This window comes from Mucilaginibacter conchicola, assembly GCF_003432115.1.
GTDB lineage: Bacteria > Bacteroidota > Bacteroidia > Sphingobacteriales > Sphingobacteriaceae > Mucilaginibacter > Mucilaginibacter conchicola.
Genome location: NZ_QWDC01000003.1, coordinates 260,775 through 277,285 on the forward strand (window position 1 = coordinate 260,775; position 16,511 = coordinate 277,285).

The 16,511-nt window shown below is 44.4% G+C and carries 17 protein-coding genes; 9 read left to right on the forward strand and 8 right to left on the reverse strand.

The genetic code is table 11. From position 1 onward, the window contains the following. Window positions 1-139: 139 nt before the first annotated feature. The 3 genes from D0C36_RS17750 to D0C36_RS17760 form a co-directional block, all read right to left on the reverse strand. Window positions 140-796, reverse strand: a complete 657-nt coding sequence (locus tag D0C36_RS17750) for a protein-L-isoaspartate(D-aspartate) O-methyltransferase (protein ID WP_117393002.1) — start codon at window positions 794-796, stop codon at window positions 140-142. A gap of 152 nt (window positions 797-948) precedes the next feature. Next, window positions 949-2,670 carry a lysine--tRNA ligase gene (lysS, locus tag D0C36_RS17755; RefSeq protein ID WP_117393003.1) on the reverse strand — a complete coding sequence of 574 codons (1,722 nt, stop codon included), beginning with the start codon at window positions 2,668-2,670 and terminating at the stop codon, window positions 949-951. Window positions 2,671-3,033: 363 nt separating this feature from the next. Then, window positions 3,034-3,408: an endonuclease domain-containing protein gene (locus D0C36_RS17760; protein ID WP_117393004.1), complete on the reverse strand. Its 375-nt coding sequence runs from the start codon at window positions 3,406-3,408 to the stop codon at window positions 3,034-3,036. A 366-nt stretch (window positions 3,409-3,774) separates the two neighbouring features. Here D0C36_RS17760 and D0C36_RS17770 point away from each other — a divergent pair, with 366 nt between their 5' ends. Together D0C36_RS17770 and D0C36_RS17775 are read left to right on the forward strand one after the other, a co-directional pair. Continuing rightward, complete coding sequence (locus D0C36_RS17770; protein ID WP_117393006.1) at window positions 3,775-4,458, forward strand: HAD family hydrolase; 684 nt, start codon at window positions 3,775-3,777, stop codon at window positions 4,456-4,458. Further along, complete coding sequence (locus D0C36_RS17775; protein ID WP_117393007.1) at window positions 4,458-5,078, forward strand: CatA-like O-acetyltransferase; 621 nt, start codon at window positions 4,458-4,460, stop codon at window positions 5,076-5,078. The genes D0C36_RS17770 and D0C36_RS17775 overlap by 1 nt, the downstream gene beginning before the upstream one ends. 79 nt (window positions 5,079-5,157) lie before the next feature. Here D0C36_RS17775 and D0C36_RS17780 read toward each other — a convergent pair whose 3' ends face one another. Continuing rightward, window positions 5,158-7,071: an AMP-dependent synthetase/ligase gene (locus D0C36_RS17780; RefSeq protein WP_117393008.1), complete on the reverse strand. Its 1,914-nt coding sequence runs from the start codon at window positions 7,069-7,071 to the stop codon at window positions 5,158-5,160. A gap of 155 nt (window positions 7,072-7,226) precedes the next feature. Between D0C36_RS17780 and D0C36_RS17785 the strand changes: the two genes are divergently transcribed. Further along, a complete protein-coding gene (locus tag D0C36_RS17785) occupies window positions 7,227-7,826 on the forward strand; it encodes a short chain dehydrogenase (protein ID WP_233524515.1) in 600 nt (199 codons plus the stop codon). A gap of 165 nt (window positions 7,827-7,991) precedes the next feature. Here the strand turns inward: D0C36_RS17785 and D0C36_RS17790 are convergent, their stop codons facing one another. The 4 genes from D0C36_RS17790 to D0C36_RS17805 all read right to left on the reverse strand — a co-directional run bounded on the left by D0C36_RS17790 (window position 7,992) and on the right by D0C36_RS17805 (window position 10,673). Then, window positions 7,992-8,453 carry a flavodoxin family protein gene (locus D0C36_RS17790; protein ID WP_117393010.1) on the reverse strand — a complete coding sequence of 154 codons (462 nt, stop codon included), beginning with the start codon at window positions 8,451-8,453 and terminating at the stop codon, window positions 7,992-7,994. A 69-nt stretch (window positions 8,454-8,522) separates the two neighbouring features. Then, the gene (locus D0C36_RS17795) at window positions 8,523-8,849 is read right to left on the reverse strand and encodes a HesB/IscA family protein (RefSeq protein ID WP_078348445.1); all 327 of its coding nucleotides are present in this window, start codon (window positions 8,847-8,849) and stop codon (window positions 8,523-8,525) included. A 90-nt stretch (window positions 8,850-8,939) separates the two neighbouring features. Further along, window positions 8,940-9,353 carry a Fe-S cluster assembly scaffold IscU gene (iscU, locus tag D0C36_RS17800; protein WP_117393606.1) on the reverse strand — a complete coding sequence of 138 codons (414 nt, stop codon included), beginning with the start codon at window positions 9,351-9,353 and terminating at the stop codon, window positions 8,940-8,942. Between the two features lie 108 nt (window positions 9,354-9,461). Continuing rightward, window positions 9,462-10,673 carry an IscS subfamily cysteine desulfurase gene (locus D0C36_RS17805; RefSeq protein WP_117393011.1) on the reverse strand — a complete coding sequence of 404 codons (1,212 nt, stop codon included), beginning with the start codon at window positions 10,671-10,673 and terminating at the stop codon, window positions 9,462-9,464. Between the two features lie 294 nt (window positions 10,674-10,967). Between D0C36_RS17805 and mce the strand changes: the two genes are divergently transcribed. The 6 genes from mce (at window position 10,968) to prmA (ending at window position 16,489) form a co-directional block, all read left to right on the forward strand. Then, entirely contained in the window at window positions 10,968-11,366 is a 399-nt protein-coding gene (gene mce, locus D0C36_RS17810) for a methylmalonyl-CoA epimerase (protein ID WP_117393012.1), read from the forward strand. 227 nt (window positions 11,367-11,593) lie between these two features. After that, entirely contained in the window at window positions 11,594-13,051 is a 1,458-nt protein-coding gene (locus tag D0C36_RS17815; protein WP_117393013.1) for a right-handed parallel beta-helix repeat-containing protein, read from the forward strand. A 112-nt stretch (window positions 13,052-13,163) separates the two neighbouring features. Next, a complete protein-coding gene (locus tag D0C36_RS17820; protein ID WP_117393014.1) occupies window positions 13,164-13,412 on the forward strand; it encodes a type B 50S ribosomal protein L31 in 249 nt (82 codons plus the stop codon). 67 nt (window positions 13,413-13,479) lie between these two features. After that, window positions 13,480-14,682 carry a putative sugar nucleotidyl transferase gene (locus tag D0C36_RS17825; RefSeq protein WP_117393015.1) on the forward strand — a complete coding sequence of 401 codons (1,203 nt, stop codon included), beginning with the start codon at window positions 13,480-13,482 and terminating at the stop codon, window positions 14,680-14,682. A 72-nt stretch (window positions 14,683-14,754) separates the two neighbouring features. Then, window positions 14,755-15,519, forward strand: coding sequence for a triose-phosphate isomerase (tpiA, locus tag D0C36_RS17830; protein WP_117393016.1), 765 nt, complete (start codon window positions 14,755-14,757; stop codon window positions 15,517-15,519). 133 nt (window positions 15,520-15,652) lie between these two features. Then, the gene (gene prmA, locus D0C36_RS17835; protein ID WP_117393017.1) at window positions 15,653-16,489 is read left to right on the forward strand and encodes a 50S ribosomal protein L11 methyltransferase; all 837 of its coding nucleotides are present in this window, start codon (window positions 15,653-15,655) and stop codon (window positions 16,487-16,489) included. Window positions 16,490-16,511 lie beyond the last annotated feature (22 nt).

A 16,511-nucleotide genomic window follows, 5' to 3' on the forward strand; every position in this document is an offset into this window, starting at 1 on the left:
AATGATGATGTAATATCGATCAAGATCCATACATAAAAAAGAAGCCTGTTTATCAATAGTAAACGGGCTTCTTTTTTATATCGTTAACACTTCAATATTCATCATTCAATATTTTGTGTTCGATATTATCTTTATTGCTTTACCACGCTCTATCCCCAACAAGCGGCACAAACCGGAAGGTGTCAAGCACATGGCGCTCGTAATCATGTTCGCCGGTTTTGAGTACGGTGACCATCTTTTGTGATTTTTCATCACCTACGGGGATAACAATGATGCCACCGATGTTAAGTTGTTTCAGCAGTGTTTCGGGCACCGTTGGCGCGCCTGCAGTAACGATGATCTTATCGTAAGGGGCATCTGATGCTATACCTACCGAGCCATCTCCTAAAAAGAATTTCGGTTTATAACCCATGTAAGGCAGCACTTGTACGGTGCGTTCGTAAAGCTTCTCCTGGCGCTCTATCGTAAATACTTTTGCACCGAGCTCTAATAATATACAGGTTTGATAGCCGCAACCCGTGCCTATTTCCAGTACCCTGTCGCCTTTGCTGATGTGCAGTAGTTCGGTTTGGTAGGCTACAGTATAAGGCTGTGAGATGGTTTGACCTGCACCTATGGGGAAGGCGATATCTTTATAAGCCTGGTTCCAGAAAGTTTCATCGAAGAAATAATGGCGCGGCACTTTGCCAATTGCGGTTAAAACCTTCTCGTCCTCAATGCCCTTTTTTCGCAACAGCTCAACCAGTCGTTTACGTGCCCCTTGTTCGCGGTAATTATCAATAAACTTATACGCCATAATCCAACGCTAAAATACTACGATTTGGGCATTATTTAAGGGTTGCAAAAGTAAATAAGATTTTATCGGCTGATTTTAAGACAGATTATTTTTGCACAAAAAAGGGCGCTATATTACTATAACGCCCTTATATATTTTAGCCGATAGGCTGCCTATGCAAACCAGGCCATCACCTCATCTTTAGTAGGCATGGCTATTTCCAGTTTCATTTTTTTGCGCATACCACCAAGATCATTAAATACCTTGTTAGGGTTGCCTGCTTTTAGTTCTTCAATGCTGTTGAAGCCCATTTTATTTAGTACCGGTACCCACTCTGCGGGGATGCCGATGGTAGTAAAATCTTCAATGGTTGGTGCTTTTACTTTTTTCTCAGGGCGCATCTGCGGGAAGAACAATACTTCCTGGATAGTGCTCTGATTGGTCATCAGCATAACCAAACGATCTATACCGATACCCAGGCCCGATGTAGGCGGCATACCGTACTCCAACGCGCGCAGGAAATCATCATCCATTGCCATAGCCTCTTCGTCACCACGACCGGCCAGTACCAATTGCTCCTCAAAACGCTCGCGCTGATCGATAGGATCGTTCAGCTCAGAGTAGGCGTTACCTATCTCTTTACCGTTTACGAATAACTCGAAACGCTCTACCAAACCTTCTTTGCTGCGGTGCTTTTTAGCAAGCGGCGTCATCTCAATAGGGTAGTCGGTAATATAGGTAGGCTGTATAAGGTTGGCTTCAACTTTAGCGCTGAAGATCTCATCAACCAGTTTGCCTTTACCCATGCTGTCATCCACCTCAATGCCCAGCTCACCACAGGTTTTACGCAGACCGGCTTCGTCCATAGCTGAAACATCAATGCCGGTATATTTTTGTATCGACTCGTACATAGATAATTTCTCGTACGGGCCTGCAAAGTTTATCTCGTTTTGGCCAACCTGTACCACAGGTACGCCGTGTACCGCGCGGGCAACGGTTTCTAAACACTCCTCAACCATGGCCATCATCCACACGTAATCTTTGTAGGCTACATAGATCTCCATCGCAGTGTATTCAGGGTTGTGGGTGCGGTCCATGCCCTCATTACGGAACATTTTACCAAACTCGTACACACCATCAAAGCCTGCTACGATAAGGCGTTTCAGGTAAAGCTCGTTAGCAATACGCAAGAACAAAGGCATATCCAGCGTGTTGTGATGCGTAGCAAACGGACGCGCCGCTGCACCACCGTGGATAGACTGCAGGATAGGTGTTTCTACTTCCATCCAGCCCTGTGCGTTAAAGTAATTACGCATAGCGGTGATAACCTTAGAGCGGTTGATGAAGATCTGCCTGAAATCGGGGTTTACTGTCAAGTCAACGTAACGCTGGCGGTAACGTAGCTCAGGGTCGGTAAAACCATCGTGAACGGTACCATCGTCCTCGCGTTTAACCACCGGCAGCGGTTTAAGCGATTTTGAAAGAACGGTTATTTCTTGCGTATGGATAGATAGTTCGCCGGTTTGGGTCAAAAAGGCGTAACCTTTTATACCAACATAGTCGCCGATATCTAACAGCTTTTTAAATACAGTATTGTAAAGTGTTTTATCCTCATCAGGGCAAATATCATCGCGTTTAATATAAACCTGGATACGGCCGGTGCTGTCTTGCAGTTCAAAGAAAGAAGCACTGCCCATGATACGGCGCGTCATGATACGGCCGGCAATTACCACCTGTTTATACTTATCTGGTGCAGCTTCAAAATTTTCAGTAATTTCATTAGCCCAGGCATTTACCGGGTAAGCTTCGGCAGGATATGGGTCGATGCCCAAAGCGCGCAGATCAGTTAACGATTTGCGACGTTGTATCTCCTGTTCAGATAGTGCAATACTCATTGTATAAAACGTATTAAATAAGGGTGCAAAAATATGATTTTTAAGTTAGAAATAGGGTGTTGGATGTAAATCCCGCCGCACATTTTACTCACCCCGACTACGCTACGCTGGTCGACCCTCTCTTCGCTGCGCGAAAAGAGGGTGGGAAATCAGGAAAGGTAAAGCTCCCCTTTTTGCTTAGCAGAGAGGGGCTGGGGGTGAGTCAACTCGTCGCTCTGCTATTTTACTCACCCCGCGGCACTTCGTGCGCGACCCTCTCTTCGCCGTGCGAAAAGAGGGTAGGAGAAAGAGGGAAGGAGTTAAATCCCCCTCTTTGCGAAGCAGAGAGGGGTTAGGGGGTGAGTCAACTCTGTGGTATTCTATTTAAAATGCTTGGTCATTAACCAACGACCCACTTATCCTTTTCAAAACCGCTTCAATATCATCTTCGATTTCCTGATTAGTAAAACGCAAAATCTTCAACCCTAAATCAGCCAAAACCTTATCCCTGTTTTTATCATAATCCTTTTTATATAGATGAACGGGGCCATCGGCCTCTATCACCAGTTTCTTTTTGTCGCAGTAAAAATCAGGAATATAAAATTCGCACCTACCAAGTGCCGACCTCACGTAAATAGGATGTTGCCTTAAAAACTTATACCCATTTAGCTGTCGGTCTCTAAGCAACGCCCATAATTTCGTTTCGGCTGGAGTTTGACGTTGTCTAAGGTCGCGACACAATTGTGTGATAGAAGGCATGAGGGAAGATACAAATCCTGCCGCACATTTTACTCACCCCGACCACGCTGCGCTGGTCGACCCTCTCTTCGCTGCGCGAAAAGAGGGTAAGAAAAGAAGAAAAGGAAGCCCCCCCTCTTTGCGTAGCAGAGAGGGGGCTGGGGGTGAGTCAACTTCGTCGCCGTGCTATTTTACTCACCCCGACTATTCTTCGCTGGTCGACCCTCTCTTCGCTGCGCGAAAAGAGGGGGAAGCAACAAAAAGCAAAAACTCCCCTCTTTGCGAAGCAGAGAGGGGTTAGGGGTGAGTCAACTCTGTGAGCGATAATTCCCCTGTCACATCCAAACTACTATTCTCGTCATTATCTAAAATAAATACCTTTGCGCCATGAACATCAAAGTAATTGCTTTTGACGCCGATGATACCCTCTGGGTGAACGAACCCTATTTCCGTGCGTCTGAAGAGCGGTTTTGTGAGTTGTTGGGCGAGTATGCCTCGCAGCACGAGCTGGAGCGCGAATTATTTAAGATAGAGATAGAGAACCTTGCCCTTTATGGCTACGGCATAAAAGGTTTCGTATTATCAATGATCGAGACCGCTTTGAAAGTGAGCGGTAATACTATCACCCCTGATATTATTGAGAAGATAACCGACCTTGGCAAACAGATGCTGAACCAACCTATTGAGATACTGGACGGCGTTGAACAAGTACTGCAAGCCGTAAAAGATAAGTACCGCGTAGTAGTGGCCACCAAAGGCGACCTGCTTGATCAGGAGCGCAAACTAAAACGCTCGGGCTTGGGTGACTATTTCCACCATATCGAAATTATGAGCGAGAAGGATGATGCCAACTACCTAAAATTGCTAAAGCATCTGGACATAAAGCCAGAAGAGTTCCTGATGATAGGTAACTCCTTGAAAAGCGATATACTGCCGGTATTGAATATTGGCGGGCATGGGGTGCATGTGCCTTACCACATTACCTGGGCGCACGAGCAAATTGAAGATAGCATTGATAACGAGCGTTTCCGCAGTGTGGAGCGCATAACCGAGATACTGAACTACCTGTAATGAAAACCAAAATTGACTTTAACACCTGGGAACGTACCGAACATTTTAAATTCTTTAACAGCTTTGAAGAATCGTTTTTTGGGGCAACCGTAACGGTTGACTGTACAAAGGCCTACGCCAAAGCCAAAGAGTTGGGTGTTTCTTTCTTTTTATACTATTTGCACTGCACACTTACGGCTGCAAACCGCTTAACCCATTTCAGGTACCGTGTAGAGAATGGCGAGGTTTACCTGTATGATAGCATTGGCGCATCGGCCACTGTGGGCAGGCCCAATGATACTTTTGGTTTTTCGTTTATGGATTACCACACCGATCTGAAAGAATTTGCCGCTCACGCCAAAAAAGAAATGGAACGTGTTGCTGCCGGTACGGGTATAGAGTTAAGGCCGATAACCAATGTGTTGCACATCTCGGCCATCCCATGGCTTGATTTTACCGGGTTAACGCATGCCCGCGGTTTTCAATTCGAGGATAGCATGCCCAAAGTATCATACGGCAAAATGACCGAAAAAGACGGCGTTAAAACTATGCCTGTGTCCATAAGCGTGCACCATGGTTTGGCTGATGGTAAACACGTGGGGGATTTTGTGGCGTTGTTTCAGGAGTTGTTGAACGCATAGGTTTTGCTGGCGCGAGTTGGAAGCTCGCGACGGCGAATAAGAAAAGAAAAGCCCCCGACATTTATCGGGGGCTTTTTTATTAGTCATCCTCTGTTTCCTGCAGGTAAAGCTCGTCTATCGCATCGGCGTATTTCTTTTCTATCACCTTGCGTTTGGCTTTAAGGGTAGGTGTTATCTCACCCGCTTCCATGCTGAAAGGTGTGCGTTTTATCTTAAAGTTTTTGATGCGCTCAAATTTCGCAAGATCGGTGGAGAGGCGTTTAATGTCCTGCGCTATCCAGTCGTTTATTTCTTTTTCATCGATGAATAGTTCAGGTTTTTCAAAGTAATCATCCTTCATCTTAAAGGTTTCCTGCAGCGCTTCGCGCGATGGAACAACGATGGCAGTGATGTATTCGCGTTTATCACCTATCAAAAAGATCTGCTCAATTTTAGGGCTTTTTAGGTAGTTGTTCTCTACCGGCGTAGGGTAAACGTTTTTACCGTAAGCATTTACCAGCATGTTTTTAAGCCTGTCTGTTATTTGCAGATTACCGCGGAAGAATCGGCCGATATCACCCGTATGGAACCAGCCTTCAGGATCTATCACGTTGGCAGTTTCTTCAGGTTTTTTCCAGTAGCCCTGCATCACACAGTGCCCGCGTACGATGATCTCGCCCTCTTCGCTGGTGAAATCAGGGTTAAAATTATCATGGGTTTGGATGGTGTAGATCTCCTTGGTATCTACATGTTGAATAGCTACCTCAATGCCGGGGATAATGCGGCCAACGGTACCGTAGATGATACGGTCATTCTCGGTTACGGCCATTACCGGCGAGGTCTCTGTTAAACCAAAACCCTCGAGTAATTTAATGCCGATATCACCAAAAAATTCGCCAATGTTTTTAGGCAATGCGCCACCGCCCGATAACAGTACCTTTAAACGGCCACCGGTTTTCTCTTTTATCTTGCTGAATACCAGTTCCTCGGCCAGCTTTAATTGTAAGCCTAATACCAGTCCTGGTTTCTTACCGGCTTCGCTCAACAGGCGGCGCTTGCGGCCCGTCGCCAGCGACCAGGTGAATATCTTTGTTTTGATGCCGCCTGCAGCTAATCCGTTCTTCATGGCGCGGTCGTGGATACGCTCTAAAAGGCGCGGTACGCAGCACATTACAGTTGGCTTTACCTCAGCCATGTTGCGGGCCAAAAGATCAAGGCTTTGCGCAAAGGCTATCTGGCAGCCCATAGTTAAACAGATGTAATAGGTTGCTGTACGCTCAAATACGTGCGATAACGGCAGGAACGACAGGAACATATCCGTGTTTTCGATGATCGGTAACTGTATCAAACTGGTGCGGCAATTCTCTACCAGATTATAATGGCTCAGCATAACACCTTTTGGCGTACCTGTGGTGCCTGATGTATAGATCAAACAAGAAAGGTCTTCAGGCTTTACATCAGCACGGGCATCGTTAATAGCTTGGGCATATTGCGATACAAGCGCTTTGCCCTGATCAATTACTTCTTTAAAACCCACTACTTTTGCGGTTAGCTCCAGTTTCTCGGCAAACTTCTGAAAATCATCAAAAGCAGGCAGAATGTACTGCAAGGCCGGGCAGTTGTTAGCCACTTTAAGCACTTTACGGCAAAGGAAAGGGTTGCCGGTGATGATGGTCTTCGCTTCAGAGTCGTTAAGGATATATTCAATCTCGGCCTCTGAAAGAGTTGGATAAATAGAGGTGTTGATGGCACCTACCTGTTGCAGCGCCTGGTCATAATAAACGTAATCGGGGCCGTTCTCAATGATGAGGGCCAGGCGCTCGCCTTTTTTTACACCGATGCTAAGGAACCACGCCGATATAGCGTCGATCTTTTCCAAAGCTTCTTTATATGATATCTCCACCCAGGCATCTTTCACTTTATGGATAAGGAAAGTTTGCGTTTCGGGATGAATATTGGCTACTATATTGCGGATAAGGCCGGGGATAGTTGATTGCTCAGCTATGTTACTCATTCAGTTTATAATAATTGGTTTATCGTAATAACAAAGCTAATTAATTTACCCTAATTAAAAACGAAGCGCGTGTAACAATCATCACTAAAATCCTGACCGCCGCCTGACCATCAACGGCACCTTTATTGTTTAATTTGGTGCATTAATCTACAGATATGATGAAAATAATTATCATCGGTGCAAGCGGCACCATCGGTAAAAAAGTAACAGACGCTTTAAACGATCGACACGAAATTATCACCGCCGGCTCAAAAAGCGGCGATCTGCAACTGGATATTACCTCATCAGAATCCATCGAAGCGTTCTACAAAAAAGCAGGCTCGTTTGATGCGCTCATCAGTACCACAGGCAGCGGTCACTTCGGCCCGGTAAGTACCATGACGCCTGCCGATTTTAAAAAAGGTATAGACAGCAAACTTTTGGGGCAGGTTAACCTTGTGCTCATCGGCCAAAAATATATTAACCCTAACGGTTCGTTTACGCTTACCTCGGGCATCCTGTCGTCAGACCCGGTATTGTACGGTGCCAACCTGAGCGCGGTTAACGGCGCTTTAAATTCTTTTGCGATAGCTGCAGCGATTGGTTTGGAGAATGGTGTGAGGATAAATGCTGTTAGTCCGGGTGTGGTAGAGGATTCACCGTCTTATTTTGAAGCTTTCCCGGGCCACATTCCTGTTACCATGGATAGGGTAGTAGCAGGTTATTTGCGCAGTGTATTGGGTGCAGGGACGGGACAGGTGATAGAGATATTTTAGGTTGTTATTGAGATTGTAAACGTCATGCCGAATTTATTTTGGCATCCCACATGCTAAGTTCACGCGTCATTGCGAGGAACGAAGCAATCTCCGAACTATACAGAGCCGCTCGTCCTAAAGAGATTGCTTCGTTCCTCGCAATGACGCTATTGATATAAGAACGATTTATATAGCTTTAGGCTCCGTAGCATAATAAGTGCAGCCCTGGTATTGTATACCCAAATACGCAGCAGTATGCTTAAATGGTACCTCGAAACCATCCGGAATAGTTGGATCTACACCTACTGCTATCATTGATGCTGATTTACCTTTAAGGCCGCGGCCAAGGTCTTTTTTTATGGTGATGAGATCGGTAAGGCGGTCAAAGAAAACTTTCATTACACCGCTCATGCTGTACCAGTAAACAGGTGTGGCAAAGATGATATTATCATACGGGATGATCCGGTTAATGATGGCGTCAAACTCATCGGCGGCAGGGTAATGGCCGTCGTAGTTATAGTGGACAATGGTGTGGTCCAGCAGGTCTATCATATCAAATTCCGCAGTGCCCAGAGCTTTGCGGGTGATAGATTCGGTAAGGCTGTTTTTGCGGTTACTGCCCAGTATTACAAGCGGTTTAGTTTCCATACAAAAGCAAAAAAGGTTGACTATCTAAATATAGCCAACCTTTTTCATATTTCGATTAATAAAATATTATTATACCGAGAAGCTTTCGCCGCAACCGCAGGTGCGGGTAGCATTAGGGTTGTGGAAGTTAAAACCCTTACCATTAAGCCCATCGCTAAAATCAAGTTCGGTGCCGGCCAGGTAAAGGAACGATTTCATGTCTAAAGCCATGCGAACGCCTTTATCTTCAAAAAACTGGTCGCCTTTTTTCTCTTCGTTATCAAAATCAAGATTGTATGATAAGCCCGAGCAACCGCCACCCTGTACGCTCACACGCAGAAAGTAAGAGGCATCAAGCCCGCTATCCTGCATCAGGTTATCAATTTTTGATTTTGCTTTATCAGTTACAGTTACCATGGTAGTAGAATCAAGACTATTAGAATCAAGAATCAAGATCAAATATTGAGCCAGTTGTCCTGACTCTTGCTTCTTGACTCTTGAATCTGATTAATGGTGTGATTTTTCCAATTCAATTGGCTCCATGCCGTTTTTAACGCGGAAATCGTTAATGGCAGCTTTGATGGCATCTTCTGCCAAAACAGAGCAATGGATTTTAACCGGTGGAAGCGCAAGCTCTTCCACGATATCCATGTTGTCTATCTTCATGGCATCGTCAACGCTTTTACCTTTAAGCCACTCAGTAGCTAAAGATGAAGAAGCGATTGCCGAACCGCAACCAAAGGTTTTAAATTTTGCATCTGTGATGATGTTGTTCTCATCAACCTGGATCTGAAGACGCATTACGTCGCCACACTCAGGCGCACCAACAAGGCCGGTACCAACCTGTGCACTTGCTTTATCTAACGTACCCACGTTACGCGGGTTAGTATAGTGGTCAATTACTTTATCTGAATAAGCCATTTTTTTATGTTTTGTCCATGGTCCATTGTCCATTGTCGATAGACCATAGTAGTTATTTATTATTATTAAAGACGAAACTATGGACTATCGACCATAGACTATCGACTCTTAGTGTTCCGCCCACTCAATTGAGTTAAGGTCGATACCTTCTTTGAACATTTCCCAAAGCGGAGAAAGTTCGCGCAGGTGGTTAACCGCTTTTTTAGTTACTTCGATAGCGTAATCCACTTCTTCTTCGGTGGTGAAACGGCCTAAACCGAAACGGATAGAAGAGTGTGCCAGGTCATCACTTAAACCAAGGCTTTTTAACACGTATGAAGGCTCTAATGAAGCTGATGTACAGGCAGAACCCGATGATACAGCCAGATCTTTCATAGCCATCATCAAACCTTCGCCCTCAACATATTTAAATGATATGTTGGCAACGTGTGGTAAGCGGTGGTCAACGTTACCGTTAACATAGCTTTCTTCTAACACGGTTAATGCTGACTGCAATTTATCGCGTAAAGCTGACAAACGTTTCGCTTCTGATTCCATTTCCTGACCGGCAATTTCGCAGGCCTTACCCAAGCCAACAATACCCGGAACGTTCAATGTACCAGAACGCATACCGCGCTCGTGGCCACCACCGTCCATCTGGGCAGTAACTTTAACACGCGGGCCTTTACGGCGTACGTATAAAGCGCCTACACCTTTAGGGCCGTACATTTTATGTGCTGATAAAGCCAAAAGGTCAATACCATCGGCGTTTACATCAACAGGTATTTTACCAACTGCCTGGGTAGCATCGGTCATAAATAAAGCACCGTGCTTGTGGGCAATTGCAGCAATTTCTTTAACTGGTTGTACAACACCAATCTCGTTGTTACCATACATGATAGATACCAGGATGGTTTCAGGTGTCATAGCAGCTTCAAGTTCGGCAAGGTCAACCAAACCGTCTTCTTTAACGGCAAGATATGTTACTTTACCGCCCAATTTCTCAACATGTTTGCAAGCGTCTAAAACAGCTTTATGTTCGGTAACCGCAGTAATAATGTGGTTGCCTTTGTCTTTGTACATTTCAAACACGCCTTTGATGGCCAGGTTATCAGACTCGGTAGCGCCAGATGTAAAGATGATCTCTTTTTCGCTTGCACCTATCAATTTAGCAACCTGCTCGCGTGCATAATCAACGCCCTCTTCGGCTACCCAGCCAAAATGGTGGTTACGGCTTGCGGCATTACCAAATTTGTTGGTAAAGTAAGGCAGCATAGCTTCAAGCACCCTTGGGTCCATCGGAGTAGTTGCGTTGTTATCTAAATAAATTGGGATGTTCATGCAGTAAATTTTAAACAATACAAATATACGCAAACTTTTACTTTTGCATCTTTTAGCTGCTATAAATTACTATATGGTGCCATTTATTTACAATATTTGGACATGGGGGAGAAGGCCTCTCCCCAAACCCCTCTCCGGGGGAGAGGGGCTTAAAAAGGAAGTCTCCCCTTTCGGGGGAGATTTAGAGGGGGCTTTTTGGTAAGCTGAAAGCTGAAAGGTAACTCCACCGGCCATAAAAACAAATCAGTATAATATTCAATCATTCAATAAATCGCTCATTCACTCATTAACTAAATGAATAAGATAGAACACATTGGCATTGCCGTTAACAGTATTGATACGGCGGGTAGCATCTATCAAAAACTACTCAATACCGAAGTTTATAAAATTGAGGAAGTGGCCAGCGAGGGCGTAAAAACCGCGTTTATGCAAAGTGGCCCCAATAAAATTGAACTGCTTGAGGCTACTGATCCTGAGAGTGCCATTGCCAAATTTATTGCCAAAAAAGGTGAGGGTATCCACCACATAGCTTTTGATGTAACCGATATTAAAGCCGAGATGGAACGCCTTAAAGCCGAAGGTTTTGTTTTGCTGAACGATGAACCCAAACGCGGTGCTGATAACAAACTGGTTTGCTTTGTGCATCCTAAAAGTGCAAATGGTGTGTTGGTAGAGCTTTGCCAGGAGGTTTAATAGTTGGCAGTTCTTAGTTAGCAGTTTGCACATCTTGTTGTTAGGGGTACAATGCTTTGCGTCTTCCTCTCTATTTCTCTTAACAATTTCTTTTCAAAAAATTATTCCTAAAAGTTCTAATTAGGGCAACTATTAGTTAATGGTTCGCGTATAAAACCGTGTGCGTTAGCTTTTAACTTAAAAGCCGCACTGCATACCCCTATTTATTTAACTTATTGATTAAGAAAATGAAACGCGCCGAAAAGTTGCTGAAAGCGATAGCCTGCGCTTTGGTTGCATCGTCCTTAATGATGTGTTCAAAGCCTACATTGAAAGTTGATAAGCCACTAAGTGTGGTTTCAGAAACATCCCCGGTAAAAACAGATACTGTAAAAATACCGGTGGTTACCTCACCAACAGCCGGAGCAGATATCACCATGCCCGATACCTCTTTATCTGTGCGTGTTACAAACGCAGCAACAACTTCTATTACGGTAAAACCCAATCAATGGTATGTTGATGGTTCAACGTTGCCTGCCGGTGCTGTTATATATATACAAGCCGGTACAAGAGGTGCTTTATTGCTTAAAAATATACAAGGCACCGTACAGCAACCGGTAATAGTTGTAAACCAGGGCGGGCAGGTTACCTTTTCTACATCAGCTACAGCATCTTATGCTTTCAAAACTCAAAATTGTAAATACTTTAAAGTGCTGGGCAACGGCGAACCTACTATCAAATATGGTTTTGTGATGGATGGTGGTAACATCAGCGTATCAATGGACGATTTCAGTTCTGATTTTGAGATCTCAAACATCGAGGTAAAAAACAGCGGTTTTGCCGGTATTATGGCTAAAACAGATCCCTCTTGCGACCCTGCAACATGGCGCGGCGCTTTTACCATGACCAATGTTGTTATCCATCATAACTACATACATAATACCGGTGGCGAAGGTATTTACATCGGCAACTCTTTTTATGAGGATGGTATGGCCACCGCTTGCGGTACCGTTAAACCGCATGATATCAAAAATTTAAAGGTTTATAAAAATACCATCATTTCTTCGGGCTGCGAGGGTATACAGGTAGGCAGCGCAATATCGGGTTGTTATGTGTACTACAATACCGTACTGTCGCCGGGGCGTTCGCCATTTGCAAGCGGGCAAAATAACGGCATCCAAATAGGCGAGGGTACAGGCGGTAAATGCTATAATAATTTGGTTAAGGATGCACCGGGCAATGGTATCATTGTGTTAGGTTTAGGTGATAATACAATATTCAACAATTACATTATCAACGCAGGCGAGCACGGGATATTTGCAGACTCGAGGTATACGCCTGGCCCTTATTTCAGGTTTATCAATAACACTATCATCGAACCTAAAAAAGATGGTATCAAATTAAATTCCGAGTCTATCCCTATGAATTACGCTATCAATAACGTGATCATAAAACCTGGATCGGGATTGGCCATTCATCGTATGAGTAATGATGTTAAACTCACCCAATCAAATAATTACGTAAACAATGATGTAAATGCCGTTAAATTTGTTGATTATGCCGGCGGTAATTATCATTTAGATGCTTCATCTCCATTGATAAAGGCTGGGTTAAATACATACTCATACGGGGTTACGGTTGATTATTATGGTGTAAGGCGCCTTGCAACAAGCGTTTTTGGCATAGGCGCAACAGAGTATCCGTAAATATTAATGGCCGGTAAACACAAATGTTAATAATTTTTTAAGATTGGCTTTTCACATTTAATAAAAATGATTACATTTGCGCCTCTCTTTTGAGAGGAAAGAATATAAGAAAATGAAAAAAGATCTGCATCCATCAAACTATAGATTAGTTGTTTTTAAAGATATGTCTAACGACTATTCTTTCATCACTAAATCATGCATCGATACCCGTGAATCAACTACGTGGGAAGATGGTAATGAGTACCCATTGGTAAAATTAGAGATATCTCACACTTCACACCCGTTCTACACTGGTAAAATGAAGTTGGTTGACACTGCGGGTCGTATCGACAAATTCCGCAGCCGTTACAACAAAAAGTAATTGGTATTTCAACAAAATATTCAACGGTCTCCTGCCAAAAGCAGGGGACTTTTTTTATTTTTGGCCCATGGCAATTATTCTTTTTGACGATAACGCCCGCAATACACTTCTACCTTTAACATACACCCGCCCGGTTGCCGATCTGCGCATCGGTATTTTAACCATCGCCGAAAAGTGGGAAAAACATCTTAACCAGACATCCTCATTCCTTACCGAAACATATTTACAGGCCAAATTCCCGGTTACCATAACCGATGATAACCTGTTCATAAACGGATCATTCTGCCCCGATGAAGCTTTAGTTGAAGCAATAGTTCAATTGCAAACGGGCCAGTCCATTACTTACCGTAATCAATTAGTAGCGGTGCGCCTTAATGCCGATGAGGCTAAAGGTTTTGGCGCACAGCAGGTATACCCTGATGCAATAGTACACGAGCGTATCCCCGTTACCATAAAATATCCTGATGATATTTTTAAGAAGAACGATATAGAGCTTCGTAAAGATTTTACCCTGCTTACCAAAGGCCGTACCAGTGCCGAAATGAGCAGTACTAACACCATTATAGGTAATGATTTTTTTGCCGAGGAAGGTGTTTTAGCGGAGTGCTGTACGTTTAGTACTATTAACGGCCCTATATATCTATCGGCCAATACCGAGATATGGGAAGGTACCAACATCCGCGGGCCATTTGCTATCTGCGAAAACTCGCAGATAAAAATGGGAACCAAGATCTATGGTGCAACCACCGTTGGCCCATACTGCCGCGTGGGTGGCGAGGTGAATAATGCTGTTATTTGGGGATACTCTAACAAAGGCCACGAGGGGTACCTGGGCAATGCCGTTGTAGGCGAGTGGTGTAACATAGGTGCCGATAGTAACAACTCAAATCTTAAAAATAACTACGCCGAGGTAAAACTGTGGGACTATGCATCTCAAAGTATGCGCAAAACCGGCTTGCAGTTTTGCGGATTGATCATGGCCGACCATGCTAAATGTGGCATCAATACCATGTTTAATACCGGTACGGTGGTAGGCGTAGGTGCCAACGTTTTTGGTGGTGGCTATCCGCCAAATTTTATCCCCGATTTTTCGTGGGGTGGGGCCGACGGTCTGGAAGAGTATGCATACAATAAAATGATGGAGACTACCGAGCGCGTATTTGCCCGCAGGCCGCACCGCAAGTTTAACGAGGCCGAGAAACAGATCCTCACCGAAGTATTTGAACAAACAAAAGAACTAAGAAAGCTTAACGGTTGCGTAACCAACTAACGCAATCACCTAAATATTAATTAACCAAGGCTATGAACCATTAACCATAGCCTATGAACTAAAAACAACAACATGAGAAAAAACATCGTAGCCGGAAACTGGAAAATGAACCTTGACTATAATGAAGGTTTATCGCTGTTCTCTGAAGTGCTTAACATGGTAAAAGATGAGGCAACCGGTACGCAAGAAGTAGTGGTTTGCAGCCCTTTTATTCATTTACACAGCCTGGCACAATTGGCTAAAGGTAACGGCCGTGTATCTATCGGTGCACAAAATGCCCACCAGGCCGAGAGCGGCGCTTACACCGGTGAGGTATCTGCAAAGCAAATTAAATCTGTTGGCGCGGCTTACGTTATTTTAGGCCACTCAGAGCGTCGCCAGTATTTTGGTGAAACCAACCAGTTGCTTGCTCAAAAAACTGATACAGTTTTAGCAAACGGCTTAAAGCCCATCTTCTGTATAGGCGAAACCCTGCAAGAGCGCGAAGCTAACGAGCATTTCAATATCATCAAAACCCAGCTTGAAGAAGGCGTTTACCACTTAGATGCTGATAAGTTTGGCCAGATAGTTTTGGCTTATGAGCCGGTTTGGGCTATTGGTACCGGTGTTACTGCAACATCAGAGCAAGCGCAAGAGATCCACGCTTTTATCCGCCAGGAACTGGCTGCAAAATACGGTCAGCAGGTTGCTGATGATACCACTATCCTTTACGGTGGTAGCTGTAACGCTAAAAACGCAGGCGAACTATTCGCTCAGCCGGATATCGATGGCGGCCTTATCGGCGGTGCATCCCTAAAATCTCGCGACTTTACTGATATCGTAAAAGCGTTTAATTAAGAGTTAGAGATTAGAGGTCGGAGATTAGAGATTAGTGACCAGAGATTAGTCGAATTGATTAATTTTGGTCACTTCGTATTTTTCCTGACCTCTAACCTCCAATCTCTAACCTCTGTTCTCTAATCTCTAAAATATGAACTACTACGAATTACTTTTCACAACCATCACCACTGAGGATTATCAACAGGACTTGCTGATTGCTGCTTTGGGCGAGATTGGTTTTGATACTTTTGAAGAGGTTGATCTTGGCTTTAAAGCCTACATCCCTGTTGATAATTTTGATCAGCAGGTAGTGGATGAGGCGCTGGAGCCATACCGCGAGATGTTTACCTTTAGCTACGAGGTAACACTTATCCCTCAAAAAAACTGGAACGAGGTATGGGAAAGTAACTTTGAACCTATCCAGATAGGCGACCAGGTATTTGTGCGCGCCACTTTCCACCAGCCGCAACCACAGTTCCCATACGAGATCGTTATCGACCCTAAGATGGCTTTTGGAACCGGCCATCACCAAACCACAGCTATGGTAATGCAACTGATGCTGGAGAATGATTTTGCAGGTAAAAAGGTGCTGGATATGGGTTGCGGTACAGGTATCCTGGCGATCCTTGCTGCTAAACTGGGTGCAACAGACCTAACCGCTATCGACTACGATCCTGTTTGTTACGAGAGCACTATCGAAAACTCTGCGTTGAATAATGTAGATAATATCAAAGCCCTTTGCGGCTCAAAAGAGGTTATCCCTGCTGAGCAATACGATATTATCCTGGCCAATATCAACCGCAATATTTTATTAGATCAGATGGATGCCTACGCCCGCGTGCTAAAACCCGGCGGCGAGATCTATTTCAGTGGTTTCTACGAATCGCCCGATCTGGATATCATCACCGACGAAGCGCGCAAATACAACCTTAAATACATCACCCACAAAAAAGATAAAGACTGGGTGGCAGCGAAGTTTGTGCTGTAAAATAAAAGAGACGCGGAATTCC